Origin of the sequence: Streptomyces sp. NPDC001093 (assembly GCF_040298985.1) — a bacterium.
In the GTDB taxonomy this organism is placed as follows: Bacteria; Actinomycetota; Actinomycetes; order Streptomycetales; family Streptomycetaceae; genus Streptomyces.
Genome location: NZ_JBEPBF010000026.1, coordinates 1 through 24,563, shown reverse-complemented (window position 1 = coordinate 24,563; position 24,563 = coordinate 1). Strand labels below are relative to the sequence as shown.

Annotated in this window: 21 protein-coding genes; 9 read left to right on the top strand and 12 right to left on the bottom strand. The window is 71.5% G+C overall.

The features are described 5' to 3' along the window. The 6 genes from ABT288_RS15860 to ABT288_RS15835 form a co-directional block, all read right to left on the bottom strand. Positions 1–816, bottom strand: a complete 816-nt coding sequence (locus tag ABT288_RS15860) for a carbohydrate ABC transporter permease (protein WP_351607506.1) — start codon at positions 814–816, stop codon at positions 1–3. Positions 817–839: 23 nt separating this feature from the next. Continuing rightward, entirely contained in the window at positions 840–1,805 is a 966-nt protein-coding gene (locus ABT288_RS15855; protein WP_351607367.1) for a carbohydrate ABC transporter permease, read from the bottom strand. A 20-nt stretch (positions 1,806–1,825) separates the two neighbouring features. Next, on the bottom strand, positions 1,826–3,091 hold the full coding sequence (locus ABT288_RS15850; RefSeq protein ID WP_351607365.1) for an ABC transporter substrate-binding protein: 1,266 nt from the start codon (positions 3,089–3,091) through the stop codon (positions 1,826–1,828). Between the two features lie 266 nt (positions 3,092–3,357). Continuing rightward, a complete protein-coding gene (locus ABT288_RS15845; RefSeq protein ID WP_351607363.1) occupies positions 3,358–5,202 on the bottom strand; it encodes a glycoside hydrolase in 1,845 nt (614 codons plus the stop codon). 11 nt (positions 5,203–5,213) lie between these two features. Then, positions 5,214–6,476, bottom strand: a complete 1,263-nt coding sequence (locus ABT288_RS15840; protein ID WP_351607361.1) for an ROK family transcriptional regulator — start codon at positions 6,474–6,476, stop codon at positions 5,214–5,216. A 141-nt stretch (positions 6,477–6,617) separates the two neighbouring features. After that, complete coding sequence (locus ABT288_RS15835) at positions 6,618–7,901, bottom strand: FAD-binding protein (RefSeq protein ID WP_351607358.1); 1,284 nt, start codon at positions 7,899–7,901, stop codon at positions 6,618–6,620. Between the two features lie 156 nt (positions 7,902–8,057). Here ABT288_RS15835 and ABT288_RS15830 point away from each other — a divergent pair, with 156 nt between their 5' ends. From ABT288_RS15830 to ABT288_RS15820, 3 genes are all read left to right on the top strand, one after another. Next, positions 8,058–8,732 (top strand): pyridoxamine 5'-phosphate oxidase family protein, encoded by a 675-nt coding sequence (locus tag ABT288_RS15830; RefSeq protein WP_351607355.1) that lies wholly within the window; start codon positions 8,058–8,060, stop codon positions 8,730–8,732. A 58-nt stretch (positions 8,733–8,790) separates the two neighbouring features. Then, positions 8,791–10,128, top strand: a complete 1,338-nt coding sequence (locus ABT288_RS15825) for a radical SAM protein (protein ID WP_351607352.1) — start codon at positions 8,791–8,793, stop codon at positions 10,126–10,128. Between the two features lie 236 nt (positions 10,129–10,364). Further along, a complete protein-coding gene (locus ABT288_RS15820; RefSeq protein ID WP_351607350.1) occupies positions 10,365–11,858 on the top strand; it encodes a cellulose binding domain-containing protein in 1,494 nt (497 codons plus the stop codon). A gap of 54 nt (positions 11,859–11,912) precedes the next feature. Here the strand turns inward: ABT288_RS15820 and ABT288_RS15815 are convergent, their stop codons facing one another. Next, positions 11,913–13,502 carry a DEAD/DEAH box helicase gene (locus ABT288_RS15815; protein ID WP_351607348.1) on the bottom strand — a complete coding sequence of 530 codons (1,590 nt, stop codon included), beginning with the start codon at positions 13,500–13,502 and terminating at the stop codon, positions 11,913–11,915. A gap of 87 nt (positions 13,503–13,589) precedes the next feature. Further along, the gene (locus ABT288_RS15810) at positions 13,590–13,793 is read right to left on the bottom strand and encodes a cold-shock protein (protein WP_307623925.1); all 204 of its coding nucleotides are present in this window, start codon (positions 13,791–13,793) and stop codon (positions 13,590–13,592) included. 911 nt (positions 13,794–14,704) lie between these two features. Between ABT288_RS15810 and ABT288_RS15805 the strand changes: the two genes are divergently transcribed. After that, positions 14,705–14,830, top strand: a complete 126-nt coding sequence (locus tag ABT288_RS15805) for a hypothetical protein (RefSeq protein WP_351607346.1) — start codon at positions 14,705–14,707, stop codon at positions 14,828–14,830. Positions 14,831–14,840: 10 nt separating this feature from the next. On the opposite strand, the gene ABT288_RS15800 is transcribed toward ABT288_RS15805, so the two are convergent. Beyond that, positions 14,841–15,563, bottom strand: coding sequence for a dienelactone hydrolase family protein (locus ABT288_RS15800; RefSeq protein ID WP_351607343.1), 723 nt, complete (start codon positions 15,561–15,563; stop codon positions 14,841–14,843). 479 nt (positions 15,564–16,042) lie between these two features. Here ABT288_RS15800 and ABT288_RS15795 point away from each other — a divergent pair, with 479 nt between their 5' ends. From ABT288_RS15795 to ABT288_RS15780, 4 genes are all read left to right on the top strand, one after another. Further along, positions 16,043–17,410, top strand: coding sequence for an alpha/beta hydrolase family protein (locus tag ABT288_RS15795; protein ID WP_351607340.1), 1,368 nt, complete (start codon positions 16,043–16,045; stop codon positions 17,408–17,410). 788 nt (positions 17,411–18,198) lie between these two features. Then, positions 18,199–19,308 carry a ribosome small subunit-dependent GTPase A gene (rsgA, locus tag ABT288_RS15790; RefSeq protein ID WP_351607338.1) on the top strand — a complete coding sequence of 370 codons (1,110 nt, stop codon included), beginning with the start codon at positions 18,199–18,201 and terminating at the stop codon, positions 19,306–19,308. A gap of 72 nt (positions 19,309–19,380) precedes the next feature. Then, the gene (locus ABT288_RS15785; RefSeq protein ID WP_351607503.1) at positions 19,381–20,796 is read left to right on the top strand and encodes a DNA-3-methyladenine glycosylase 2 family protein; all 1,416 of its coding nucleotides are present in this window, start codon (positions 19,381–19,383) and stop codon (positions 20,794–20,796) included. Continuing rightward, positions 20,793–21,284, top strand: a complete 492-nt coding sequence (locus ABT288_RS15780) for a methylated-DNA--[protein]-cysteine S-methyltransferase (protein WP_351607336.1) — start codon at positions 20,793–20,795, stop codon at positions 21,282–21,284. The genes ABT288_RS15785 and ABT288_RS15780 overlap by 4 nt, the downstream gene beginning before the upstream one ends. 53 nt (positions 21,285–21,337) lie before the next feature. Here ABT288_RS15780 and ABT288_RS15775 read toward each other — a convergent pair whose 3' ends face one another. Next, positions 21,338–21,721, bottom strand: a complete 384-nt coding sequence (locus ABT288_RS15775; RefSeq protein WP_351607333.1) for a PPOX class F420-dependent oxidoreductase — start codon at positions 21,719–21,721, stop codon at positions 21,338–21,340. 171 nt (positions 21,722–21,892) lie between these two features. On the opposite strand from ABT288_RS15775, the gene ABT288_RS15770 reads away from it, so the two are divergent. Continuing rightward, positions 21,893–23,143, top strand: coding sequence for an SGNH/GDSL hydrolase family protein (locus ABT288_RS15770; RefSeq protein ID WP_351607330.1), 1,251 nt, complete (start codon positions 21,893–21,895; stop codon positions 23,141–23,143). A gap of 109 nt (positions 23,144–23,252) precedes the next feature. Here the strand turns inward: ABT288_RS15770 and ABT288_RS15765 are convergent, their stop codons facing one another. After that, a complete protein-coding gene (locus tag ABT288_RS15765; RefSeq protein ID WP_351607327.1) occupies positions 23,253–23,735 on the bottom strand; it encodes a DUF456 domain-containing protein in 483 nt (160 codons plus the stop codon). Between the two features lie 38 nt (positions 23,736–23,773). Continuing rightward, the coding region (locus ABT288_RS15760; RefSeq protein ID WP_351607324.1) for a helix-turn-helix transcriptional regulator at positions 23,774–24,563 on the bottom strand (790 nt) is incomplete at its 5' end.

The following is a 24,563-nucleotide window of genomic DNA, read 5'->3' as shown; positions in this document are numbered from 1 at the left end:
TCAGCCCTTGATGCCGGTCTGCGCGATCCCCTGTACCAGCCAGCGCTGGAGGAAGAGGAACACGAACAGCAGCGGCAGGATGGAAATGGCGGCCGCCATGAAGATCTGGTGGAAGACGACGGTCTGGTTGGTGATGTACGACGAGAGTGCGACCTGGACGGTCCACGAGTTCGGGTCCTGACCGATGACCAGCGGCCACAGAAACGCGTTCCAGCCGTTGATGAACGTGATCGTCGCGATCGCCGCGAAGAAGTTCAGCGAGTTGGGGACGACGACCCGCCAGTACGCGCCCCAGTAGCCGAGCCCGTCCACACGTGCCGCCTCCTCCAGCTCCTTGGGGAACCCGAGGAAGTACTGCCGGAACAGGAAGCAGGTGAAACCACTGAACAGACCCGGAATGATCAGTCCCCGGTAGGTGTCCACCCAGCCGAGCGACGACACCAGCACGAAGCTGGGTACGAAGGTCACCGAGGTCGGGACCATCAGGGTGCCGAGGACGACGTAGAAGATCTTGTTGGCGTGCCGGTACGGGATGCGGGCCAGGGCGTAGCCCGCGAGCGAGCACACCAGCAGGATGCCGGCGGTCATGGAGCAGGCGACGACCAGGGAGTTCAGCAGCGACCGGGCGAACGGCACCGACGGGTCGTCGAACAGCTCGCCGATGTTGCCCCACTGCAGGTGCGTCGGGAAGAGCTCCCAGTGCTCGCCGGTGATCGCCGCGTCGGTGGACAGGGAGTTGCGCAGCAGCACGTAGAACGGGACCAGGAAGAGGACGGCGGCGACACCGGTGGCGATGTAGAGGCCGGTGTTGCCCATCACCCCGCCCCCGCGTTTGGCGGTCACGTGGACTCCTCCCCCCTTCCGAAGCCCATGATCTTGCCCTGGAAAAGGGTTACGACGACGATCAGCGCGGTCAGGATGACGGCGCCCGCGCTGCCGGCGCCGTAGTCCTGTTCCGTGCCCAGGGCGGTGTAGTACAGCTCGACCAGCGGGGGGCGGCCCCACGTCGTCTTGTCGAGCAGGTTGTAGAACTCGTCGAAGGCCTGATAGGCGGCGATGAGCAGCAGCAGGACCACCGCGCTGGACGTGGCGCGCAGCTGGGGCAGCGTGATGTGCCGGAAGGTCTGCCAGCCCGGCCTGGCGCCGTCGATGGCGGCGGCCTCGTACAGCTCGGCGGGGATGTTCTGCAGCGCGGCCAGGAAGAGGATCATGTAGAAACCGGACTGCAGCCACAGCCGTGCCGAGACGATGACCAGCCAGTACCAGGGCGGATCGGGGCTGGCCAGCCAGGCGATGTTGTCGATTCCGAACCAGCCGAGGACCGTGTTCATCAGGCCGAAGCGCACGCCGCTGAAGAGGGACATCTTCCAGATCAGGGAGGCGGCCACATAACTGCACGCGGTCGGCAGGAAGAACACCGACCGGAAGAAGGCCCGCATGAACCGCAGCCGGTTCACCAGCAGGGCGAGACCGAGGGACACCGCCCAGGTGGTCGGCACGATGAACGCGGCGAAGACGGTGAAGGTGCCGAGCGAGTGGACGAACTTGGGGTCCGTCAGCATGTACGTGTAGTTGTCGAAGCCGATGAACTTCGACGGTGTGACCGTGAAGCGGGCGTCGAAGAAGCTGAGGTAGACGCTCCAGACGATCGGCACGTAGATGAAGACGATCAGCCCGATCAGGAAGGGGCTGAGGAAGAGCCAGAAGTTGAAGGTGCGGCTGCCCCGCAGGCGCCGCCAGGTCCGGGCCGGCGCGGCCTTGGCCGGGGCGGGGCCCGCGAGGGCGGGCTTGGTGGTCGTCGACATGTCGTGGTCCGTCCGCGGGCCTATCCGAAGAGCTTCTTGAGCTCGCGGGTGACGGCCTTGTCGCAGGTGTCCAGAGCCGCCTCCGGGTCACCGTCCTTGCGGACGCAGTCGGCGAGGACGTCCCAGGTCGCCTGGATCATGGCCTGGGTCCAGCCGATGTTGTCGAAGTGCCCGTGGTCGTTGAAGAGCTTGACGCCCTGCGCGGCCAGACCCGACTTGAGCTTGGTGGCCGACGCGGCGATCGAGGAGCGCGGCGGGATGTGGAAGCCGTACGAGGTCGAGAAGTCCTCCTGGTACTGCTTCTGGTCGATCCACAGCCACTTCACGTACTCCTTGGCCGCGTCGACGTCGCCGCCCTTGGCGTTGACGAACATCGACCAGCCGCCGTTGTAGACCGAGGGCTTGCCGGAGTCGACGGTCTTCGGGAAGGGGAAGATCCCGAGGTCGTCGCCGAGCGCCTTCTGGAACTGCGGCATGGCCCACATGCCGCAGAACTGGATGGCACACAGGCCCTGGCTGAGCGAGGAGGGGTCCCAGAAGTCCGTCGGGGCGCCGAGGAGCAGATGGCCGCTGGTGAAGAGCCTGCGCAGCTTCTTCAGGCCCTCGATGACGCCGGGGGTGTGGTAGGCGATGCGGTTCTTGTCGTCGAGGGTGTCGGCGCCCGCGGACCAGATCAGCGGGTTGACGATCGCGTGCAGGTCGTTGCCGAGATAGACGCCCTTCGTCTTGCCGGTGGTGAGCTTGGCGGCGGCCTCGATCAGCTCGTCGAGGGTCTCGGGGACCTTGACGCCGGCCTTCTCGAAGAGCGAGGGCCGGTAGAAGAAGAACTGCGGGTCGTCGATCATCCGGACGCCGTAGATCTTCCCGTCGACCGTGTGGGACGTGATGTCGGCCGCGTTGAAGTCGCCCTTGACCGGATCGACGATGTCGCTCAGATCCGCCACCTGGCCGCTCTTGACCATCTGGATCTGCGGGTGGAACTCGAAGACATCGGGCGCGTTGTCGGTGAGCAGGGTGGCGAAGAGCTTGCTCTCGTAGTCGGCGCTGGTGATCCACTGGGTGGTCACGTTCGCCTTCTTGTACGCGGCGGCGTACCGCTTGAGCGCCTGCTCCACGCCCGGCTCGCCGTAGGCGTGGAACATCTGGGTGAGCCGCTTGCCCGAACCGCTGCCTCCGCCACGGCCGTTGTTGCTGCCGCACGCGGTGAGCGGGGCGGCGACGGCCAGCCCGGCGGCGGCCCGGAGTATCGAGCGGCGGTCCCAGGTGCTGTTGCTCTGTGCCGACATGCTGACGTCCTTGTCTGTCGAGTACGGCTGCGAGTGCGAGTGCGAGTGCGAGTGCGAGTGCGAGTGCGAGTGCGAGTGCGAGTGCGCCTGCGGCGAGGCTGGTGCGGGACGTTAACCTTCGACTAAGGCTTCGGCAAGGGGTCGGACGAAGTCTGTTCGAAGTGTTGTGCCTGGTCCGGAATCCCGAACGGGCCAGCGGGAAAAGGGAGATGGGGCCGCCGGGTCAGGGGAGTGGCCGGCGGCCCCCAGTCAGGGAAGAGTGGCGGTTACCGCCGGGCCCAGGCCTCGTTCGCCCCGCCGTTGCAGCTGTACAGGATCACCGTGCTGCCGTCGGCGGTCGCCTGTCCGCCGACGTCGAGGCACTTGCCCGACGCCTCGTTCACGATCTGCCCGTTGCCGTTCAGCAGCCACTGCTGGGTTCCGTCGTGCGTGGCCGTGGCGGTGGCCGCCAGTCCCGAACTCCCCGCCGTCAGATAGCCGTTGGCGCCCTTCAGGGTGCCCTGCGCGTCGTACGACCACGACTGGCCGGCCGCGCCCGTGCAGGAGGTGATCGCGGCCCCCGAGGCGTCGGCGGTCAGGCACTTGCCGGACTGCTTGCCGACCAGGGCGCCGGTCAGCGCCGTACCGCCCTGCCCCTTCTGGTCGAGGACGTAGGTCGTGATGGAGCGGGCGGCCAGGGTCGTGGAGACGGTTCCGCCTCTGACGGCCGGCGTGGCGACCCTCGCCCAGTTCTCCTCCGCCGAGGTCCGCACCGCCTGGGTCGCGCGCACCGGCGCCCTGCCGTTGAAGTGCAGGTTCAGCGCGGTGTCGGTGGTGTTGTGGTTGTTCACCACGACCACCCACTGCCCGTTCCGGTCGTACGACGACACCTCCACGCCGTCCGGGGCCCCGGTCACGTCGTGCGCGACCGCCCCGGGCCGGACGAACCTGCTGTACTGGCCCAGCGCGTAGTACCGCTTGGTGAAGTACAGCTTCTGGTTGCCGTTCGTGGCGTAGTCGGGGTCGTAGTAGATCAGGCCGTCGTTCCAGCCCTGGTCGTTCCTGGTGTTCGGATCGGTGCCGTAACCGCTGGCGAGCGCCACCCACCACTGGAACGCCGAGTCGTGGGAGGTCGCGAAGTCCTTGTAGATGATCCGTGACATCAGCAGCGCGCTGTCGATGGTCGGGTCGTACTCCTGGTTCCAGCCCGTGCTCCCCTTGCCGAAGCAGCAGATCTCGGTGGCCCAGGGCGCCTTCCCGACCGACTTCGCCGTTTCGTAAACGTTTCCGAGCCGGCCGTCGTCCGGGTCGTCGTAGGTGTGATGGGCGAGCCTGGACACGTACTGTGCGGTGCCGGGCTGCGTGATCCACTGCGGGACCTCGCTGGTGAACTGCGTGGTCCTGCTCGACTCGTCCGCGATGATGCCCGTCTTGTGGTGCCGGGCCCGCTGCTCGGCGCCCAGCGCGCGCACGATGTCGTCGCGCTGGTCGACGGGCACCGGCATGCCCTCCTGGCCGCAGTCGGCGAAACTGTTGTCCGGCTCGTTGAAGGGGCTGATGTAGTCCAGCTTCACGCCCTGCCGGGCGAAGTGGTCGGTCACGTCGGCGACGTACTTCGCGAAGTCGTTCTCGTTCTCCGGCTTCAGCCGGCCGCCGCAGCTCCTGCCGTTGGTCGTCCACCGGGCCGGTGCGCTGTTGACGAAGCCGATCAGATCCTTCACGCCGTACTGCGCGGCGTACGTCAGGAAGGTCCGGCCGCCCTTGTCCCTGCTCCAGTCGTAGGAGCCGTCGGCGGAGAGGAAGTCCTCGGCGGCTCGGGCCGGGGTGGTGACCGCGACACCGCCGCCGCCGATGTTGTAGCGGTACGAGCTCAGGTCCAACCCCTGCTTCGAGAACAGGAGTCGGGCAACCCTGGCCTGGACCTTCGGGGTGAAGCGCTGGAGGTCGTCGACCCACCAGGCCCCGGACGCGCCGATGTTGTCGATGGTCTGGGCGGCGTGCGGGGAGACCTCGGCGGCGGCCGGGGCGGCCCCGGCGCTCGCGGGCGGGGAGGTGAGAAGGGCTCCGGTGACGGCCAGTGCGGCGGAGGCTGTCAGCAGCAGGGATCTCTTGCGGGGGTGAGACACGTGCATCCCTTCCGTCGTCATGAAGGCGGTGCGGTACGGCTCCTTGCGAGGGTGGTGCGCCTGACGGTGCCTTTGGTGGTGCCCTGCCTCTGCCCGACGGACTGCAGCGCCCCCTCCAGCGCGAACGTGGCCGCGCCGAGGGACACCGGGTCGGTGGGGATCGGGGAGAGGACGATCTCGGTGGCGGCCAGCGGCCGGCGCAGCGCGTGCCGGGCGACGGCCTGTCGCACCTCGCCGAGGAGCGGCTCGCCCAGCCGGGCGGCGACCCAGCTGCTGAGCACGACCACCTCCGGGTTGAGCAGGTTGATCAGGTCGGATATGCCGGCCCCCAGGTAACGGGCGGTGTCCCGGACCACCTTGAGCGCCACGGGGTCGTTCGCGGCGACCGCGCGGGCCAGGGCGTCGATGGTGGCCGTCTGGTCCTCGGGGTGCAACAGTGGGGACTGCGGGCTGAGTTCGCGCAGGTTCTGCATGATGCCGGGCGCGCCGACGTACGTCTCCACGCAGCCGTGGTTGCCGCAGTGACACAGCCGCCCGTCCAACACGAGCGTGGTGTGGCCCCACTCGCCCGCACTGTTGCTCACCCCCCGGTGCAGCCCGCCGCCGAGGGCGAGACCGGCGCCGACCCCCGTGCCCAGATTGACCACGACCGCGTCCCCGCGGCCCCGCGCGGCCCCGAACCACAGCTCGGCCACCGCGCAGGCCCGCAGCGGATTGTCCAAGTGCAGGGGGTACGCGATGTGTTCGGCGAGCAGGTCATGCAACGGCACGTCGTGCCAGTCCCAGTTGGGCGCGTACTCGGCGACGCCGGTGTCCCGGTCCACCTGGCCCGGCACGCTCACCCCGACGCCGAGCACCCGGGCCGCCTCGACCCCGGCCTGCGCCACCACCGAGCCGACGGCCGCGGCCACATGGCCCACCACCTGTGCCGGGCGGCTCTCGCCGGGCCGCATGTCCTCGTCGGCGCGGGCCAGCACGTTCAACGCCAGGTCGAACAGCTCGACATGGACGTACGTCTCCGCGATGTCGACGCCGATCAACGCGCCCCCCGACGCGTTGACGGCGACCAGGCCCCGGGGCCGGCCGCCGGCGGAGTCCTCGAACCCCACTTCGGTGATCATGCGGAGGTCGAGCAGCTCGCCGACCAGCGTGGCGACCGTGGCCAGGCTCAGTCCGGTGGCGGCGGCGAGCTCCTGCCGGGAGGTGGGAGACTCGGCGATGATCTGGCGCAGCACCTCGTAGCGGTTCGCGGTGCGGATGTCACGTGATGTGCGCTTCAACGCGGCTGCCCCTCCCGTCCCGTCCAGCCGGACCACGCCGGGGCGACTCGGCACCGGCGCGGGCGCCAGGCTATGGGCTGCGAGGGAGTTTCGACAAGGGCTTAGGAAAGGGGCTGGAGGAAGTCCCTGTCCGGGCGGCCCTCAGTCGTCGCGGAGGCCGAGGTGGTCCCGCACGAAGGCGTTGGCGAACGTACCGGAAGGATCCACGGACTCGGCCAGCCGCGAGAAGTCGTACAACCGTGGATACCGCCGCCGGAGTGCGGCCGAGGGGATCTGGAAGACCTTCCCCCAGTGCGGGCGCGGATCGAACGGGTCCAGCACCTCCTCCAGCCGGCGCACCACCGGCAGCACCGCCGTCTCGTCCCGCACCCAGGTGAAGTGCAGCGCGACCGAATCCCGTCCGTGGGCCGGGCTCAGCCACTGCGTGTCGGCGGCGACCGTACGCACCTCGCAGGTCTGCAGCACCCCGGCGACCGTCTCCCGGATGCCGTCGATCGCGTGGAGCGCGTCGAGGGCCGCCGAACGCGGCAGCAGATACTCCGACTGGATCTCCTCCCCGCTGCTCGGCGTGAACTCCGCCCGGAAGTGCGGCAGCCGCTCGTGCCACGGCCCGGGCACGCCCAGCTGCTCGGTGCAGTTGCCCGCGGGCATGCCCGGCACCGGGTGCAGCGGCACCCGCGCGGGCTCCGCCCACGGGAAGTCCACCGCCGGCCGGTCCGTGCGCCGCTTGACCCACACCTGCCTGAAGCCCGGTTCCCGCCAGTCCGTGAACAGGCTCACGCTGTACCCCGCGGCCGACACGGCTTCGAAGTCCAGTGATCTCAGCGGGAGTTCGGTGTAGACACGCTGCTCCACCTCGTACGCCGGCTCCAGGTCGAGCGTGAGCGCGGTGACGACGCCGAGTGCGCCGAGGGAGGTCACGACACCGTCGAACCGCGCGTCGTCCCGGCCCGTCGTCCTGGCCGTGCCGTCCGCGACGACCATCTCCACCTCCCGTACGGCCGACGCCAGCGGGCCGTTGTCCACGCCCGAGCCGTGCGTGCCCGTCGCCACCGAACCGGCCACCGAAATGTGCGGCAGGGACGCCATGTTGGGCAGGGCGAGACCGTGCGCGTGGACCGCCCGGGCCAGTTCGGCACAGCGGACCCCGCCCGCGACCCGGACCGTGCGCGCCGCCGTGTCGACCTCGATCACCCGCGGCAGCCCGGCCGTGGACAGCAGTACGCCGTCCGGACCCGGGTCGGCGATCCGGTTGAAGGAGTGTCCGCTGCCCAGTACCCGCACCCGCTCACTGCGCGCCACCAGCGCCGCCAGCGCGTCGAGCGTGCGCGGGCGGTGGAACTCCCGCGCGGTGTAGGTGACGGTGCGCGCCCAGTTGGTGACCGACCCGGAGGTCCCGGCCTTCCCGGCTGCCTTCCCTGTCACGTGGCGTCCCTCCTGGAGAGTGTGTAGGGGCCGACCCTCTCATCCGTCCGGGTCCAGAGGAGAGTCACTCTGCGGATTTCGTTGCTGTAACCGTATTCATCGACGTATCCGAAATTTCACTGGCCTGTTGAATGCGATATCGGTACCTTTCGATCCATGACCCAGGAACCGCTTCCCGCCCGCCTGCCCGTCACCGACCGCACCCGCCACCGCCGGCTGCGCGAGCAGGGCAGCCTGGAGCGGGCGGAGCTGGAGGCGATCCTCGACGCCGCGTTCGTCTGTCATCTCGGGGTGCTGGTGGAGGGGCGGCCGCTCGTCGTGCCCACGGTGTACGGGCGGGACGAGCGGTGGCTGTATCTGCACGGCTCCGTGGCCAGCCGCAGCCTCGCCGGGGATGTGCCCGTCTGCGTGACCGTCACCCACGTGGACGGGCTCGTGCTCGCCCGGTCCGTCTTCGAGCACGGCGTCAACTACCGCAGCGCCATGATCCACGGCACGGCGCGCAAGGTCACCGACCCCGAGGAGAAGCTGGCGGGGCTGCGCCGGCTCACCGAGCACTCCGCGCCGGGGCAGTGGTCGTACGCCCGCCGCCCCGACCGGAAGGAACTGGCGGCCACCACCCTCCTCGCCCTGTCCCTGCAGGAGGCCTCCGTCAAGATCCGCACCGGCGCCCCGGACGACGGCGACAGCCCCGACGCGGCCCTCGGCCTGTGGGCCGGGGTCCTGCCGCTGACCACGGTCTGGGGCACCCCGGAGCCCGACCCGGCGCTGCCGGCGGGGACCGCCGTACCGCACCACATCGCGCGCCGTGCGGGGACCCGGCACGGCTGAGCCGCAGCCGGGGGCATACGGTGTAAGACGTACGCCTGAGCCGGGAGGAGACAGACGGATGGGCAGTCGTACCGCGCTGGTCGAGGATCTGATGGAGCGGTTCCCGCACGTGCCACGGGAAGCCGTTTTCAAGGAGGACCTGCTCCGCGGCGGCGTCGCCTTCGACCCGTCCGCCCTCAGCGACAACGAGAGCGGCGAGGTCAAGCCGAAGTCGTACTTCATCTTCTCGTTCGACCACGGCACCCTGCCCGAGCTCGGCGAGGCGGCGCTGCGGCGCCCGCCGGAGGAGATCATCCTGACCGGCGGCCCGTACGAGCTGCGCCGTACCGTTGTCTCCGTACGGGTGAACCCGGCCTCGCCGTACCGGGTGGCCGCCGACGACGAGGGACTGCTCGGGCTCTACCTCGACGGGAAGCGGATCGCGGACGTCGGCGTGCCGCCGATGCCGGAGTACTACCGGCACACCCTCTCCAACGGAAAGTCCGTGATGGAGGTGGCCCCGACCATCCAGTGGGGTTACCTGATCTATCTCACCGTTTTCCGTGTCTGCCAGTACTTCGGCGCCAAGGAGGAGTGCCAGTACTGCGACATCAACCACAACTGGCGCCAGCACAAGGCGGCCGGGCGGCCGTACACCGGTGTGAAGGACGTCGAGGAGGTGCTGGAGGCCCTCGAGATCATCGACCGGTACGACACCCAGCAGGCTTCCACCGCCTACACGCTGACCGGCGGCGCCATTACGAAAACGGTTGCCGGCCGGGACGAGGCCGACTTCTACGGTCACTACGCCAAGGCCATCGAGGAGCGCTTCCCGGGCCGCTGGATCGGCAAGGTCGTCGCCCAGGCGCTGCCCAAGGCGGACGTGCAGCGGTTCAAGGACTACGGCGTGCAGATCTACCACCCCAACTTCGAGGTGTGGGACCGCCGGCTGTTCGAGCTGTACTGCCCCGGCAAGGAGCGCTACGTCGGCCGTGACGAGTGGCACAAGCGCATCCTGGACTCCGCCGACGTCTTCGGCGCGCGCAACGTGATCCCCAACTTCGTGGCGGGCGTGGAGATGGCCGAGCCGTTCGGGTTCACGACGGTGGACGAGGCGATCGCCTCGACCACCGAGGGGCTGCGCTTCTTCATGTCGCACGGCATCACGCCCCGCTTCACCACCTGGTGCCCGGAGCCCACCACCCCGCTCGGCAAGGCCAACCCGCAGGGCGCGCCGCTGGAGTACCACATCCGGCTGCTGCAGGCCTACCGTCAGACGATGGAGGACTTCGGGCTGTCCTCCCCGCCCGGATACGGCCCGCCCGGACCCGGCCGCGCCGTCTTCTCCGTCAGCTCCTTCATGGACAGCCTGCCCGCCGAGCAACCCGCGGAGGCGGAGGCGCCGCTCGAGGTGTGATCCCCGCACCGGACCGGCGTGGCGGTGAACGGAACGGCGCCCGCATCCGTACTTCAGGCCGGAGTTGCGGGCTCGTAGCGTCACGCATCTGTCCAGACACCATCGGTAACCGGATGTGAACAGGCCGCTTGTCAGTTGTGTCGAGGACGTGAAAGGCTCTGTGCCCTGCCGCGAGGTTCCCTGCAACTCCCTTCGGCCTATGGTGAGTTGACCTCGCTCGTGGATGCAGGAGTCCCATGCCCGACCTGCCGACCCCCCAGGACGCCACCGAGGCATCGCTGTTCTCGGAGGGCTGGGACGCGGTGCTCAGTTACGCCGACCTGTGCACCTCCGGTTCCCTGACGGCCCATCAACTGGCCACCGAGGCCTTCACACTCGGCATGCGCGAGATCCGCGCCGCCGCGAGCACCCATGTGCGCGGCGCGGGCCGCCGCACCGCCCGGCTGCCCACGATCCCGGCGCTGCTCACCGCCGTACGCGACACCGCCGCCGCCTGGGAGGCCGACGGCCGGGGCCACAAGCTCGACCCCGACCTCAGGCTGTGGCTCAACTCCGCCAAGGCCGCCCGCTATACCGGGCCGCCGCTGGAGCGCCCGGTCGCGCTGCGCGGCCTGAGGGACATGCAGGAGGCCGACGCCTCGCTGCTGTGGCTGGCCGAGGCGGAGGCGCTGCCCCTGCCCACCGTCGCCCGCCGGCTCGGCCTGGACCCTTCCACCGTCGCCGACGAACTCGACCAGGTCCGCAGCCTGTTCCGGGACCGCTGCCACCGCGCGCACCTGGACACCCCCATGGACGCGCAGTGCCGCTCCTACGCCCGCCTGCTGGACGCGGTCACCCGCTCCCCGGCCGCCGACGCCCCCGACGACCTCTCCCGGCACCTCGCGACCTGCGTGCGCTGTGCCGAGGCCGCCGCCTGCCTGCGCCTGCACGGCGGCGGGCTGCCCGCCGCGCTGGCCGGCGGAGTCATCGGCTGGGGCGGCCTCGCCTACCTGGAACGCCGACGCCGCGCCGCCGAGGTCCGCCTCGGCGCGGGCCGCCCCGGCGGCGCCGATCCCGCTGCCGGCGATCCGGCGGAGGGCACCGGCCGCAGCCGCGCCCTGCGCGGCGGCCTGCTCGCCGCCGCCGTGCTGCTGTCGGCCCTGGCGCTCGGTGTGTCGATGATGCCGTTCGGCGGCTCCGCCGACGACAGCGCCGCCGCCCGCGACGACCGGCAGCCGGTCGCCGCCGACCCCAGCGTCTCCTGGACCAGTACCCCGCCCGGCCCGGCGACGGCGTCCGCCGTCACACCCTCCGCGACGCGGACGCGGACGCCGACGCCGTCCGGCTCCGGCCGCGAGCAGCCCGACCCCGAGCCCCAGGGCAGCACCTCCTCGGCCGCGCACCCTTCCGGCCCCGGCCTCTCCAGCGCCCCCGCGACCGGCTGCCGGGTCGCCTACGACCTCGTCAACCAGTGGCCGGACGGCTTCCAGGCCACCGTCACCGTCACCACCGACCGGCCTCTCGACGGCTGGAACGTGTCCTGGGCCTTCCGCGACGGCCAGCAGGTCGGCCAGATGTGGGACGCCACCGCCCTCCAGAGCGGCCCCCGGGTCACCGCCACCGCCGCCGACTACAACAAGACCGTCGCCGCGCACGGCACCCTGTCCTTCGGGTTCCTCGGCACCTGGCAGGGCCGGAACCGGGCGCCGTACGGTTTCACGCTCAACGGGGCGTCCTGCTCGGCCGGCTGAGCGCGCCGTACGGAAGGGGTGTGCGGGGGCCCGTACGGAAGGGGTGTGCAGGGCCTAGTTGGCCGGGGTGCGGCGGCCGGATCCACGGACGGCCTTGCCGGAGGCAGTGCCGGTCGCCGTGCCGGCCGCGGTTCGGCGGCTGGATTTGCGGCCGCCCGCGCCGACGGCATCACCCGTGGCCTTGTCGGCTCCCGCCCGGCGGGCGGACCGGCTCCTGCCGGTTGCGGAAGCGCCGGCGGTGGCCGCCGCCCCGGCCCCGCGGCCGTTTCGGCGCCGGCCGGAGCGCCTGCCGGGCTCGGTGCCGGTGTTCCGGGCCGCGCGGGACGCCGTCGGTGCCGCCGGCTGGGGGACCTCGATGGTGACGGGCACGCCGGAAGGTTCGCGGGCGCCGGTGAGGGTGGCCAGTTCCGCGTCGCTCGACTTGACGCGGGCCGTCCGGGGGCGGATGCCCGCGTCCGACATGAGCCGGGTGACGTCCCGTTTCTGGTCGGGCAGGACCAGTGTGACCACGCTGCCGGAGCCGCCGGCGCGGGCCGTGCGGCCGCCCCGGTGGAGGTAGTCCTTGTGGTCGGTGGGCGGATCGACGTTCACGACGAGGTCGAGGTCGTCGATGTGTATGCCCCGGGCCGCGACGTTCGTCGCCACCAGCGCGGTGACCTGGCCGTTCTTGAACTGGTCCAGGGTGCGGTTGCGCTGCGGCTGCGAGCGGCCGCCGTGGAGGGCCGCCGCGCGGACGCCGACGGCCAGGAGCCGCTTGGCGAGCCGGTCGGCGGACCGCTTGGTGTCGAGGAAGAGGATGACCCGGCCGTCACGGGCCGCGATCCGCGTGGTGACGGCCTTCTTGTCGGTCTCGTCCTGGACGTGGAGCACATGGTGCTCCATGGTGGTCACCGCTCCCGCGGACGGGTCCACGGAGTGCACCACGGGGTCGGTCAGGAACCGCTGCACCAGTCGGTCGATGTTCCGGTCCAGGGTGGCCGAGAAGAGCATGCGCTGCCCGTCGGGCCGCACTCGCTGGATCAGCTTGGTGATCTGCGGCAGGAAGCCCATGTCGGTCATCTGGTCGGCTTCGTCCAGCACCGTGATGCGTACGTCGCCGAGCACGCAGTCCCCGCGTTCCACGAGGTCGTTGAGCCTGCCGGGAGTCGCGACGAGCACTTCGGCGCCGCGCCGGAGCGCTCCCGCCTGCTTGGTGATGGACAGCCCGCCGACCACCGTGGCCAGCCGGAGGTTCACGGCCGTCGCGTAGGGGGTCAGCGCGTCCGCCACCTGCTGGGCGAGTTCCCGGGTGGGCACCAGAACCAGGGCGAGGGGTGCCTTGGGTTCCGCGCGCAGTCCGGCCGTGCGGGCCAGCAGCGCAAGCCCGAACGCGAGGGTCTTGCCGGAGCCGGTGCGTCCTCGTCCCAGCAGGTCACGGCCGGCCAGCGAGTTGGGCAGCGTGGCCGCCTGGATGGGGAACGGGGTGGTGACGCCTTGCGCGGTGAGGGTCTTCAGCAGCCCCGCCGGCATGTCGAGCCCGGCGAAGTCCTCGACGGCGGGAAGTGCGGGTGTCGTGCTTTCCGGCAGCCGGAATTCCGTCGGTGACGACGCGGACGGTGAGGGTGACGAGGCGCGCCGGTTCGGCTTCTGCGACCTGCGGGACATGCAGCTTTCTGCCTTCCTGGAAACAGCACAAACCGGGGTCCGCACCCTTTCGGTGCGGACCCCGGTGAGCGGATACGCGTCCGGCGATCAGGCGGGGACGATGTTCTCCGCCTGCGGGCCCTTCTGGCCCGGCGTGACGTCGAAGGAGACCCGCTGGCCCTCCTGGAGCTCACGGAAGCCCTGGGTCGCGATGTTCGAGTAGTGGGCGAACACGTCGGGGCCGCCGCCGTCCTGCTGGATGAAGCCGAAACCCTTTTCGGCGTTGAACCACTTCACGGTTCCCTGTGCCATGACATTCTCTTTCTATCAGGCAGAGGCCCCATCCGGAGATGCCGGAAAACAAATAATGCGCCTGAAGGAGAAACATTCCCGTCAGGCGCACATAGGTTCATGGGTACCACAACTGCAACACCAAGACCGTAGCACAGCTCGACGGCCCGTGGTGGATCTCCCAGCCGCACGCACGGGTTCCTGGGACGCTGTGGGTGATCGTGACTTTCGCCTGGCCGCCGCTGGCCGCCGCCTTTACACACGATCCGGACGCCGCCTCGGGCTGCCGAGCCGACGTCCGGACCGGTCCGCTCGTGCAGCACGACCAGCTCGCGTTCCAGGCGCCCCAGCGCGGCTACGACGCCGGCCAGGACGACGCCGAGCAGCAGCAGCCACGGAACGCGCAACCCCCACCACACCGCGGACCCGAGCGGCGGCCCGGGCGCGAGGCCGGGTCAGGCAGAACGCGGGCGGCCACGGCCGGCACCGGCAGCATGTGCCACAGACGCAGCGGCATGCCGGCCGCGCCCACGGGGTGGACCACGCGCCACACCCGCTCGCGGGCCAGCGGTTTCCGTACCTGCGGCGCGGCGAGGAGGCACAGGCAGACCTGGGCCACCACCCACGCCGGCATCGCGGCCGACGGCGGATCGGTGTTGCTGGGGTCTGCCCGGTCACCAGGATCAGGCTGACGGGAACGGCCTGAGAGCCTCGAGCGCGGCGAAGGTCGGCCCGCCGCCCGCCGCCCGCCGCCCGCCGCCCGCCGCCGTCGCGAGCGGCACGAGCGGCACGAACCTACGCCCGGTCAGCAGGTCGGGGTCTTCCGTACAGGTGTTCCGCGAACCGTCCCGGTGAAGGGGGCTATGCGGACCAACCCCCGGCCCGGCCCGGGCGCTGGTGGCCGAGCGCCGCCCCGACCGGCCGTACCGCCGATGGCCGGTACCGCCGTGATCGGGGCGGTGGTGCATCTCCCAGCCGCCGCCATCGAGGAGGGCCGGGACCTGTCCTCGACGAGCGGCATCCTGGCCGACACCGCTCACCGTCCGCTGCCGGCCTGACGGCCCGCCCTCACTTCAGGTGCCGGCCGAAGAACCGGTTCCCGTCCTCCGCCTCGAACCACGGGGTGCCGGTGTGCCCGCCCATATTGGCGTGCAGCGTCTTCTCCTTGGTGCCGAAGGCGTCGAACAGGTCCAGGGCCCGCTGCCGGGGGTTCCCTTCGTCGTCCCACTGCAGCAGGAATAGCAGCGGAATGGTGACCTGACGGGCCTCCAGGCGCTGGGCGCGGGGCACGTACCCACCGGCGAAGAAACCGGCGGCCGCGATGCGCGGCTCGAGCACCGCCAGCCGAATGCCGACGGCGGTCCACCCCGAGTACCCGACCGGGCCGCCGATCTCGGGCAGCGAAAGGAGGGCGTCCAGGGTGGTCCGCCACTCGGGGACCGCCTTTTCGACCAGCGGGCCGATGAAGGACTCGAAGATCTCATCGACCGGCTCACCGGCCTGCATCGCCCGGCGGAGGTCGGCACGGGCCCGTTCGTCGGCGGCGGAACGGGGCCGGTCACCGCACCCGGGGGCGTCGATGGCGGCCACCGCGTAGCCGTACGCCGCGGATTGCCGGGCCCGGGCCACCAGCCGGGATTCCCCTTTGGGCAGGCCGTTGTTGTGGGCCATCAGGATCAGGGGAGCCGGTGCGGCGGATTCAGGCGTCCACAGCGTGCCGGGGATCTCGCCGAGGGTGAACTCGCGTTCGAGGACGCTGTCGTCGAGGCGCTGTTCGGAAGTGAATTGCATGGTCGTGCCTTTCGGGAGTGCGCTTGAACGGCGCTCCCGGACGACCTATCGCCCGACCGTGACCCCGGAGGGGAGCACCCATGTCGATACTGCGTTCACGGGTACCACCTCCTCGTTCTCTCGCACGGCCTCCGGAAAGCTAGCAATGGACGCCGTCGTCCGCCAACGGGTTTTTCACGGAGGCTCCGTGGCCGGAAGTCAAGGGCTTCGGGCCTGTCTGGTCACGGTGTGGCCGGAGAGGTTGTCCAGGCGACGGATGACCCGCTTGCCTCCTCGTGGGCCAGATGAACCTCTGCTCGGCCGCTCTCGACAAGCCGCATCTCACCTCGGCGGACCTGTCCTGGTCCGCCTGGCTCAGCTGCTCGTCCCGTCCGCCACCACGGTGAACGCAAGGGGCCCGAAAACCGTAGGCCACTGCGGCGGTACGGGTGCGAAATCCGATCGCCACTTCCTCGATTGCTGACCGACAAAGGGGTCCCATGAAACACCGCCGACCGCGCCACCGCCGCAGGGTGATCGCCAGAGCCGTCGGTACGGCGGGCACGCTGGCCATCGCCCTGGGTGCGGGGATGACGCCGGCGATGGCCGCCGGGAAGAAGGCCAACAAGCCCACCGCCACCGGCTTCTCGCCCGACCAGCCCGACCAGCCCGACCAGCCCGACCGGGACGACGCGCCCTGGGCGCCCCGGCACGACGAGGTGCCGAAGCAGCACACCGCCGTCCGTCCGGAAGCCTTCACGCCCCGCGCGGCCACGTCCGCTCTCCAGCTCAGTCTGCCCGCACCGACCGGGCGTCACGGCGTGGGCACGTTCAGCCTGCACCTCGTCGACAAGTCCCGCACGGACCCCTACGTGCCCGGTGGCAAGCCGCGCGAGCTGATGGTGTCGTTCTGGTACCCGGCCGCCTCCACCCGCGGTCACTACGAGGCGCCGTGGATGCCGTCAGTCTCCGGCGCCCACTTCCTCGCCTCCCAGGGTCTGACGCCACAACAGGTGACGTTGCCGAAGACCGCGGGCCATGTGCTCGCTCCGGTCGACACCAAGCTCGGCAAGCTGCCCGTCCTGCTGTACTCGGCTGGGCTCCACGGGGACCGCGCCGGGAGCACTGCACTCGTCGAGGACCTGGCCAGCCGCGGCTACCTCGTCGTCACCGTCGACCACACCCACGACGCCGGCGAGGTGCAGTTCCCCGGCAACCGGCTCGAGGTCAACACCATGCCGGCCGGCGCGCACTCCTCCGACACGCTCAACGTGCGTGCGGCCGACATCCGCTTCGTCATCAACCAGCTCGGCGCGATCAGCAAGGGCTCCAACCCGGACGTCGACCACGCCAGGCTCCCCACCGGGCTGTCGCACGCCGTGGACATGTCCCGCATCGGGATGTTCGGCTGGTCGCTGGGCGGCGGGGCGGTCGACACCGCCATGCAGCTCGACCACCGTATCGCCGCCGGCGCCGACCTGGACGGTCAGTTCTTCGGCTCGGCGCCGAGCAAGAACCTGGACCGCCCCTTCATGCTCTTCAGCTCCGGCACCCACAACCGCAACAACGACGGGTCGTGGCGCACGCTGTGGTCGCATCTGAAGGGAGACCGGGTCGACATCCAGCTCCAGGGCTCGGCGCACCTGTCCTTCGGCGACACGGAGGCGATGCTGCCACAGGAGGCAAGCCTGCGCGGGCTCTCCCAGGCCCAGCTCCAGCAGATACTCGGCACGCTCGACCCGAACCGCGCGATCGAGATCCAGCGCGTCTACCTCGCCGCCTTCTTCGACAAGGAACTGCGCCACCAGCACAGCGCCCTGCTCGACGGCCCCGACAAGAAATACCCGGAGATCTCCTTCGTCCGCTGAACGGGACATCCGAAGGGCGGCCCTGCATGCGGGCCCGCCCTTCGGATGTGCTGAACCGCGACCGCTTCCTCCGACGCCTCTCCACTTATCCCATCCGGATCCTGCCGTGCCTGCCCTGCGCGCAGACTTCCCCCTGAGCCCCTCCTGCCACGCCCGTGGGGTGACAGTCCCTGCGGCGCAGCCGAAGCGGCCGGTGGTCGCGTGGCCGGCTTGGGCGAGCTCGGACGCGGCGAGCGAGCGCCCGGTCCGGCCAGTATTCATACCTGTTGCCAGCAATGGCCATACTGGGAATACATTCGCCTCGATGTGCATCTTGCGAAATCGGCGCCGAATGGCCGGGCCCGGCCCGCCGTCAAGCAGTGGTGGGACAACCCTCGGTTCGTGCCCCCGTCGCTCTGCGCCGCGCCGACGCCAGGCAACGGCAGCGGTCCTGGTAGGGCGGCCCGGTCCTGGTGGATGCCGTGCTCGACGACGGCGAGGTAGACGTCGCCTGGCGGGCCGCGGCCCAAACGCGTGCGCACGACCGCGATGGCTCCCCCTCGCCGACCAAAATCGATGGCGCCGGAATGCGGTCGCCCCTAGGGTGAGAACCGCTTCACGCAGTGGCTGTTGGCCGCTGCTGTCGGCTCAGTGAGAAACGGGAGGTGTGACCGATGGCTGTCTCTGTGATGGGCGCTGCCCGCATCCGGAAGTTCATCCACTCCACCTCCGCGGTCTCCGGCTGACCACTCGTCATCCTCTTCGCGCCTGTGAGCGCTGTGCCGGGGCCGCCCTGTGAAGGGTTCCCCTTGAATCTCTCTTCTCTTTCGGCTTCTTCCGCTTCGTCTCACCCCCTGGCTCCGTACGGCTGGGACACAGGCTGGGAAGCGGAGTTCGCTCCCTACGCCGAGCAGGGCCTCCTGCCCGGCCGTGTCGTGCGGGTCGACCGCGGGCAGTGCGACGTCGTCACCGCCGGCGGGACCGTCCGCGCCGACACCGAGTTCGTCGTGCCCCGTGACCCGATGAAGGTCGTGTGCACGGGGGACTGGGTCGCGCTCGACCCCGACGGTGATCCGCGGTACGTCCGCGCGTATCTGCCGCGCCGCACCGCCTTCGTGCGCTCCACCTCCTCCAAGCGGTCCGACGGGCAGATCCTCGCGGCCAACGTCGACCACGCCGTCGTCGCCGTCTCCCTCGCCGTCGAGCTCGACCTCGGCCGCATCGAACGGTTCCTCGCCCTGGCCTGGGAGTCCGGCGCCCAGCCCGTCGTCGTCCTCACCAAGGCCGACCTGGTGGCGGACCCGGTCACCCTCGCCCACCTCGTGCAGGACGTGGAGACGAGTGCGCCCGGCGTGCCGGTGCTCACCGTCAGCGCCCTGCACGGGGACGGGCTCGACGTCCTCGTCGCGCTCGTCGGTTCCGGTACGTCCGTGCTGCTGGGCCAGTCCGGCGCGGGCAAGTCCACGCTGGCCAACGCCCTCGTCGGCGCGGACGTCATGGACGTGCGGGCCGCGCGGGACGTCGACGGCAAGGGCCGGCACACCACGACCACCCGCAACCTGCTCACTCTTCCCTCGGGCGGGGTCCTCATCGACACACCCGGGCTGCGGGGCGTCGGCCTGTACGACGCCGAGAGCGGGGTCGGCCAGGTGTTCGCCGAGATCGAGGAACTGGCCGAGCGGTGCCGCTTCCACGACTGCGCCCACGAGACCGAGCCGGACTGCGCGGTGCGCTCCGCCGTGGAGAACGGGGAACTCGCGGTGCGGAGGCTGGAGAGCTACCGGAAGCTGGTGCGGGAGAACCAGTGGATCGTGGCCAAGACCGATGCGCGGGTCCGTGCGGAGCTCCGGCGGGACTGGAGGAGGAAGGGCGCAGAGGGGAGGGCGGCGATGGAGATCAAGCGGGGGCGCTGGAAGTAGTCCCCCAGGTCAGCGCCATGTCCGATTTCCGCTGGCCCCACGTCCTTCACCCGCCGCACACTGGACCACGTGATGGACGAAGACACCAGGTACGAGGCGGTGCGGAGTCGGGACGGGCGGTTCGACGGCGTCTTCTTCTTCGCCGTCGAGACCACCGGGATCTACTGCCGGCCCAGCTGTCCGGCGGTGACGCCGAAGCGGCACAACGTGCGGTTCTTCGCGACGGCCGCCGCCGCGCAGGGGGCCGGGTTCCGGGCCTGCCGGCGGTGCCGGCCGGACGCCGTGCCGGGGTCCGCGGAGTGGAACGTGCGGGCCGACGTCGTCGGTCGGGCCATGCGGCTGATCGCCGACGGCGTCGTGGACCGCGAGGGCGTCGCCGGGCTCGCCGCGCGGCTCGGCTACAGCGCGCGGCAGGTCCAGCGGCAGCTCACCGCGGAACTCGGCGCCGGGCCCGTGGCGCTCGCCCGCGCCCAGCGGGCGCACACCGCGCGGGTGCTGCTGCAGACCACCGAGCTGCCGGTCACCGAGATCGCGTTCGCGTCCGGGTTCGCCAGCGTGCGGCAGTTCAACGACACCGTCCGGGAGGTGTACGCCTCGACGCCGACCGGGCTGCGGGCCGCCGCCCCCGGGGGCCGGGGTGCCTCCCGGGGCCGGGGTGTCCGCCGGGCCGCCCCCGGCGCCGGGATCCCGCTGCGGCTCGCCTACCGCGGGCCCTACCAGGCCGCCGCCGTCTTCGACCAGCTCGCAGCCGAGGCGGTAACCGGTGTCGAGGAGGTTTCCGGGGCGCCGGGCGGCCGTACCCACCGGCGCACGCTGCGGCTGCCGTACGGCACCGGAATCGTCGCCGTCCAGGAGCGCACCAGGGCGGCGAGGACCGGCACCGGCACCCGTCCGGGTGGCTGGCTCGACGCGCGGCTGCACCTCACCGACCCCCGGGACCTGACCACCGCGGTGCAGCGGCTGCGGCGCCTGTTCGACCTCGACGCCGACCCGTACGCCGTCGACGAGCGGCTCGGCGCCGACCCCCGGCTGGGCCCGCTGGTCGCCGCCCGGCCCGGGCTGCGCTCGCCCGGCGCCGTGGACCCGGCGGAGGCCGCCGTCCGCGCCCTGACCGGGAAGGACGGCGCGCAGGAGCTGGTGCGGCGGTACGGCAAGGTGCTCGACGCGCCCTGCGGCAGCCTCACCCATCTCTTCCCCGAGCCGGCCGTCCTCGCCGAGGCCGAGCCGGACGGGCCGCTGGGCGCGCTGGCCGCCGCCCTCGCCGACGGCACCGTACGGCTGGACCCGGGCGCCGACCGGGACGACGCGCAGGACGCCCTGCTCGCTCTGCCCGGGATGGACCCGGCCACCGTCGCCGCCGTACGCGTGCGCGCCCTCGGCGATCCGGACGTCGCCCCGCCCGGTGCGGAGGTGCCGGACGACTGGCGGCCCTGGCGCTCGTACGCCGTCCGGCATCTGCGCGTGGCAGGGGAGTGGAACGAGCGATGACAACCGTTTACTGGACACGACTCGACGCTCCCGTGGGCCGGTTGCTGCTCACCGCCGACGCGGACGGGGCGCTCACCTCGCTGTCCGTGCCCGGGCAGAAGGGCGGGCGGAGCGTGCAGGACGGCTGGCGGCACGACACCGGGCCGTTCCGGGCCGCCGCCGAGCAGCTCACCGCCTACTTCTCCGGTGAACTCAACGAATTCCGGCTGCCGTTGAGTCCGCACGGCACCGAGTTCCGGCAGCGCGTGTGGGCCGCGCTGGACGAGGTGCCGTACGGCGCCACCGTCACCTACGGGGAGATCGCCGCGCGGATCGGCGCCTCCCGCGCGGCGGTTCGTGCCGTCGGCGGGGCCATCGGCGCCAACCCCTTGCTGATCGTGCGCCCGTGCCACCGGGTCATCGGCGCGAACGGATCGATGACCGGGTACGCGGGCGGAGTCGAACGGAAGGTGTGGCTGCTGACCCTGGAGGGCGCGCTCCCCCGCTAGGCCCCGGCCCGGCGGACTTCGGCGCCTCCTCGGCCCGGCCGGAATCCGCTTGTCTACTCCTCCCCGTGCTCCTCCTCCAGACCCCAGCTGTGCACCCGGCGGGGATGGATGCGGATCACCTCCTCGCTGAAGTGCGGGCCCAAGTCGTGTGGCCCGACGAGGAGTTCGGCATCGCCGCGGATGTCGACGCCGCGCACACGCCAGGGCCGTACGCTCGCGATGTCGTCCACGACCAGGGCGACCTTCGGGTTCTGCTGCAGATTGCGCCACTTCTTCGTCGTGCCCATCGCGTAGCCGCCGATCAGGATCGTGCCGTCGTCCTGAACGACGAAGCCCACCGGGTTCGCCTGCGGCCGGCCGTGCGGGTCGACGGTGGCCATGCGGCCCAGCCGCTGCGACGCCAGATACGCGCGCTCCGCCTCGCTGAATTCGGTCATGACGGCAGCCAAGCACGCCTGCCCGCTCCGCACATCGGCTGCGCGCCCTAGGGCCGCCGTCCTACGCCCGGTTGCGCCGAGCGGGTGGACCGCCGTCGAGGGTGCGGTGGCCGGGCCCCGCCGTGTGGCACGGTCTGCTCCGACGGGCAACGGGGAAGGGTGGGTGCGGAGATGGCCGGTGCCGGACGGATCCTCACGGTGCTGCTGCTGGCGATGCTGCCGGGCACGAGGGCACCCGCCGTGGCCGAGCCGGCGCCGCCGCCCTGGACGGGCAGCTGGGAGACCGCGCCGTCGGGAACCGCTTCCGCACTGCCCGGCGCCGCGATCCGCAACGTCGTCCACCTCAGCGTCGGCGGTACGGCCGTGCGCATCCGGCTCGGAAACCGTTTCGGTACCGCACCCCTGCGGCTCGGTGCGGTCACCGTCGCGCTGCGCCGGGGGACCGGCCCGGACGCGGTGCCCGGCACCCTGCGCACCGCCACCTTCCACGGCGCGACGACGGTCACCGTGCCGCCCGGCCAGGACATGGTCACCGACCCGGTGCCGCTGACCGTCCCGGCCGCCGCCGACCTCCTCGTCACCGTGTACACCCCCGAGGACGGCGGCCCCGCCACCTACCACCAGACCGCCCTGCAGACCAGCTACGTCGCCCCGGACGGCGCGGGCCGGGCCGCCGACGAGGACGGCGCCGCCTACACCACCACCGTCAGCCGCTGGTACTACGTCACCGGCGTCGACGTCCTAGGCACCGCCTCGGGCAGCATCGTCGCGTTCGGCGACTCGCTCACCGACGGAAACGGTTCCACCCCCGACACCAACCACCGCTGGCCCGACCGGCTCGCCGAACGGGTGCGTGCGGACGGGTTCGGCGTTCTCAACGCCGGAATCTCCGGTAACCGTTTGCTTCGCGACGGCACCGGACCGAGTGCCCTCACCCGCCTGGACGCCGACGCCCTGGACCGGGCCGGGGTACGGGTCCTGGTCGTCCTGGAGGGCATCAACGACATCAAGGGCACACCGAAGGCCGACGACGTCACCGCCTACGCCGACGCCTACCGCACCCTCGTCGCCCGCGCCCACGCCCGGGGCATCCGTGTCGTCGGTGTCACCCTCACTCCGTACCGGGGCTTTTCCGCCTACACGGACGCCCGCGAGGCCGTACGGCAGCAGGTGAACGCCTTCATCCGCACCGGCGGCATCTTCGACGCGGTCGCCGACGCCGACGCCGCGCTCCGCGACCCGACGGACCCGGCCCGCCTTCTGCCCGCCTACGACCCCGGCGACCACCTGCACTTCAACGACACCGGCATGGCAGTGGTGGCCGAGACGGTGCGCGCGGCGCTGGGCGCGGTGCGGTGCGGTGACGGGCGGTCGTGTCGCGGTGCGGCGACGCCGCCGTCCGCCCTCCACGCGCTGCGGTGACGGCCGTGTCCCGATCTGCCGTCCGTCTCGTCAGTCCCGTCCGTCTCCCGTCCGTCTCGTCAGTCCCATCCGTCCGTCCCGTCCGCCCTCGCCGTGGCCCGGCGATCGCTCACCCCCACAGCACTGCCCCCAGCCACGCCCCCGCGATCAGCAGGCAGGCGAACAGTTCTGCCAGGACGCTGGAGCCGCCCGAGCGCATCGTCGTGCGGAGGGCGGCCATCGCCTCGCCGTGCCGGCCCAGGCGCAGCCGCTCGTGCAGATAGATGCCGGCCACGAAGCCCGGCAGAGCGCCCAGCACCGGCAGCAGCACGAAGCCGAGGAACGCCCCGGCGCCCGCGTACACCCCCATCCGCGGTGTGGCGCCGCTCTGGCGGAGCCGGCGCGGGGGCAGCGCCGTGCGGACCGCGAGCGAGAGCAGCAGCACCGCACCGGCCCCCACCAGCACGGCCCAGCTCAGGGACTGCGGATCCGTCAGCGCCCACCACAGCACCGCGGCCCACACCAGCCACGACCCCGGCACCCCTGGCACCAGTACTCCACACAGGCCGAGCGCGATGACCACACCGACCAGCAGGAGTTCCCACACTCCCATCTGCCCAGAGTGCCGGACAAGGCGGGCGAGGGCACGGCCTACGAACGCGTGACCCAGCCCCGCTCGTACGCGTGCCAGCCAAGCTGCAGCCGGGTCGTCACCCCGGCCAGCTCCATCAGCCGCCGCACCCGGCGCTGCACGGTCCTCAGGCCCAGGTCGAGCTGCTTGGCCACGCTCGCGTCGGTGAGCCCGGCCAGCAGCAGCGACAGCACCTCGAGATCGGTGGCGTCGGGGCCGTCCGGCCGCTCCTCGACCACCCCCGAGGCGCCCAGGCGCAGCGGCAGCGCTTCCCGCCACACCGACTCGAACAGCCCGGCCAACAGCTCCAGCAGCCCGCTGGCGTGCACCACCAGCGCGGCCGGCTCCGCCGTGCGGGAGGTCAGCGGCACCATGGCGAGCGAACGGTCCGCGATCACCAGCTTCGTCGGCACCCGGTCCACCGCCCGCAACCGCTCGTCCCGGCCCAGCGCCGCCGTCAGCTCGGCCAGCCCGTGCGGCAGCTCCAGCACCGCGCGCTCCACCACCACCCGGTAGCGCACCCCGCGCCCGGCCGCCTGCGCCTCCGCCTCGTTCTCCACGCCGGACACGACCACCGGATTGCCGGTCACCAGCGCGCACACCTCCTCGGCCGCCCCCAGCTGCAGCTGGAGAAAGCGCTGGGCGACCGCCGAGGCACCGGTCACCACCTCCACCAGGTCGTGCACCGCAGGCTCGGCCGCCGCCGCCCGGTACTCCTCCGCGAGCAGCGCCGCCGCCAGCTCGGCCTTCTCCAGCTCGTGCCGGTGCTGCGTGAGCAGCGCGCCCAGCGCGACCCCGGGCGGCGCCGCC

Coding starts and splice junctions, on each gene's coding strand:
- ABT288_RS15860 (WP_351607506.1), bottom strand. CDS start 816: ATGGGCAACACCGGCCTCTACATCGCCACCGGTGTCGCCGCCGTCCTC.
- ABT288_RS15855 (WP_351607367.1), bottom strand. CDS start 1,805: ATGTCGACGACCACCAAGCCCGCCCTCGCGGGCCCCGCCCCGGCCAAG.
- ABT288_RS15850 (WP_351607365.1), bottom strand. CDS start 3,091: ATGTCGGCACAGAGCAACAGCACCTGGGACCGCCGCTCGATACTCCGG.
- ABT288_RS15845 (WP_351607363.1), bottom strand. CDS start 5,202: ATGCACGTGTCTCACCCCCGCAAGAGATCCCTGCTGCTGACAGCCTCC.
- ABT288_RS15830 (WP_351607355.1), top strand. CDS start 8,058: ATGACCCAGGAACCGCTTCCCGCCCGCCTGCCCGTCACCGACCGCACC.
- ABT288_RS15825 (WP_351607352.1), top strand. CDS start 8,791: ATGGGCAGTCGTACCGCGCTGGTCGAGGATCTGATGGAGCGGTTCCCG.
- ABT288_RS15820 (WP_351607350.1), top strand. CDS start 10,365: ATGCCCGACCTGCCGACCCCCCAGGACGCCACCGAGGCATCGCTGTTC.
- ABT288_RS15815 (WP_351607348.1), bottom strand. CDS start 13,502: ATGTCCCGCAGGTCGCAGAAGCCGAACCGGCGCGCCTCGTCACCCTCA.
- ABT288_RS15810 (WP_307623925.1), bottom strand. CDS start 13,793: ATGGCACAGGGAACCGTGAAGTGGTTCAACGCCGAAAAGGGTTTCGGC.
- ABT288_RS15805 (WP_351607346.1), top strand. CDS start 14,705: ATGGCCGGTACCGCCGTGATCGGGGCGGTGGTGCATCTCCCAGCCGCC.
- ABT288_RS15800 (WP_351607343.1), bottom strand. CDS start 15,563: ATGCAATTCACTTCCGAACAGCGCCTCGACGACAGCGTCCTCGAACGC.
- ABT288_RS15795 (WP_351607340.1), top strand. CDS start 16,043: ATGAAACACCGCCGACCGCGCCACCGCCGCAGGGTGATCGCCAGAGCC.
- ABT288_RS15785 (WP_351607503.1), top strand. CDS start 19,381: ATGGACGAAGACACCAGGTACGAGGCGGTGCGGAGTCGGGACGGGCGG.
- ABT288_RS15780 (WP_351607336.1), top strand. CDS start 20,793: ATGACAACCGTTTACTGGACACGACTCGACGCTCCCGTGGGCCGGTTG.
- ABT288_RS15775 (WP_351607333.1), bottom strand. CDS start 21,721: ATGACCGAATTCAGCGAGGCGGAGCGCGCGTATCTGGCGTCGCAGCGG.
- ABT288_RS15770 (WP_351607330.1), top strand. CDS start 21,893: ATGGCCGGTGCCGGACGGATCCTCACGGTGCTGCTGCTGGCGATGCTG.
- ABT288_RS15765 (WP_351607327.1), bottom strand. CDS start 23,735: ATGGGAGTGTGGGAACTCCTGCTGGTCGGTGTGGTCATCGCGCTCGGC.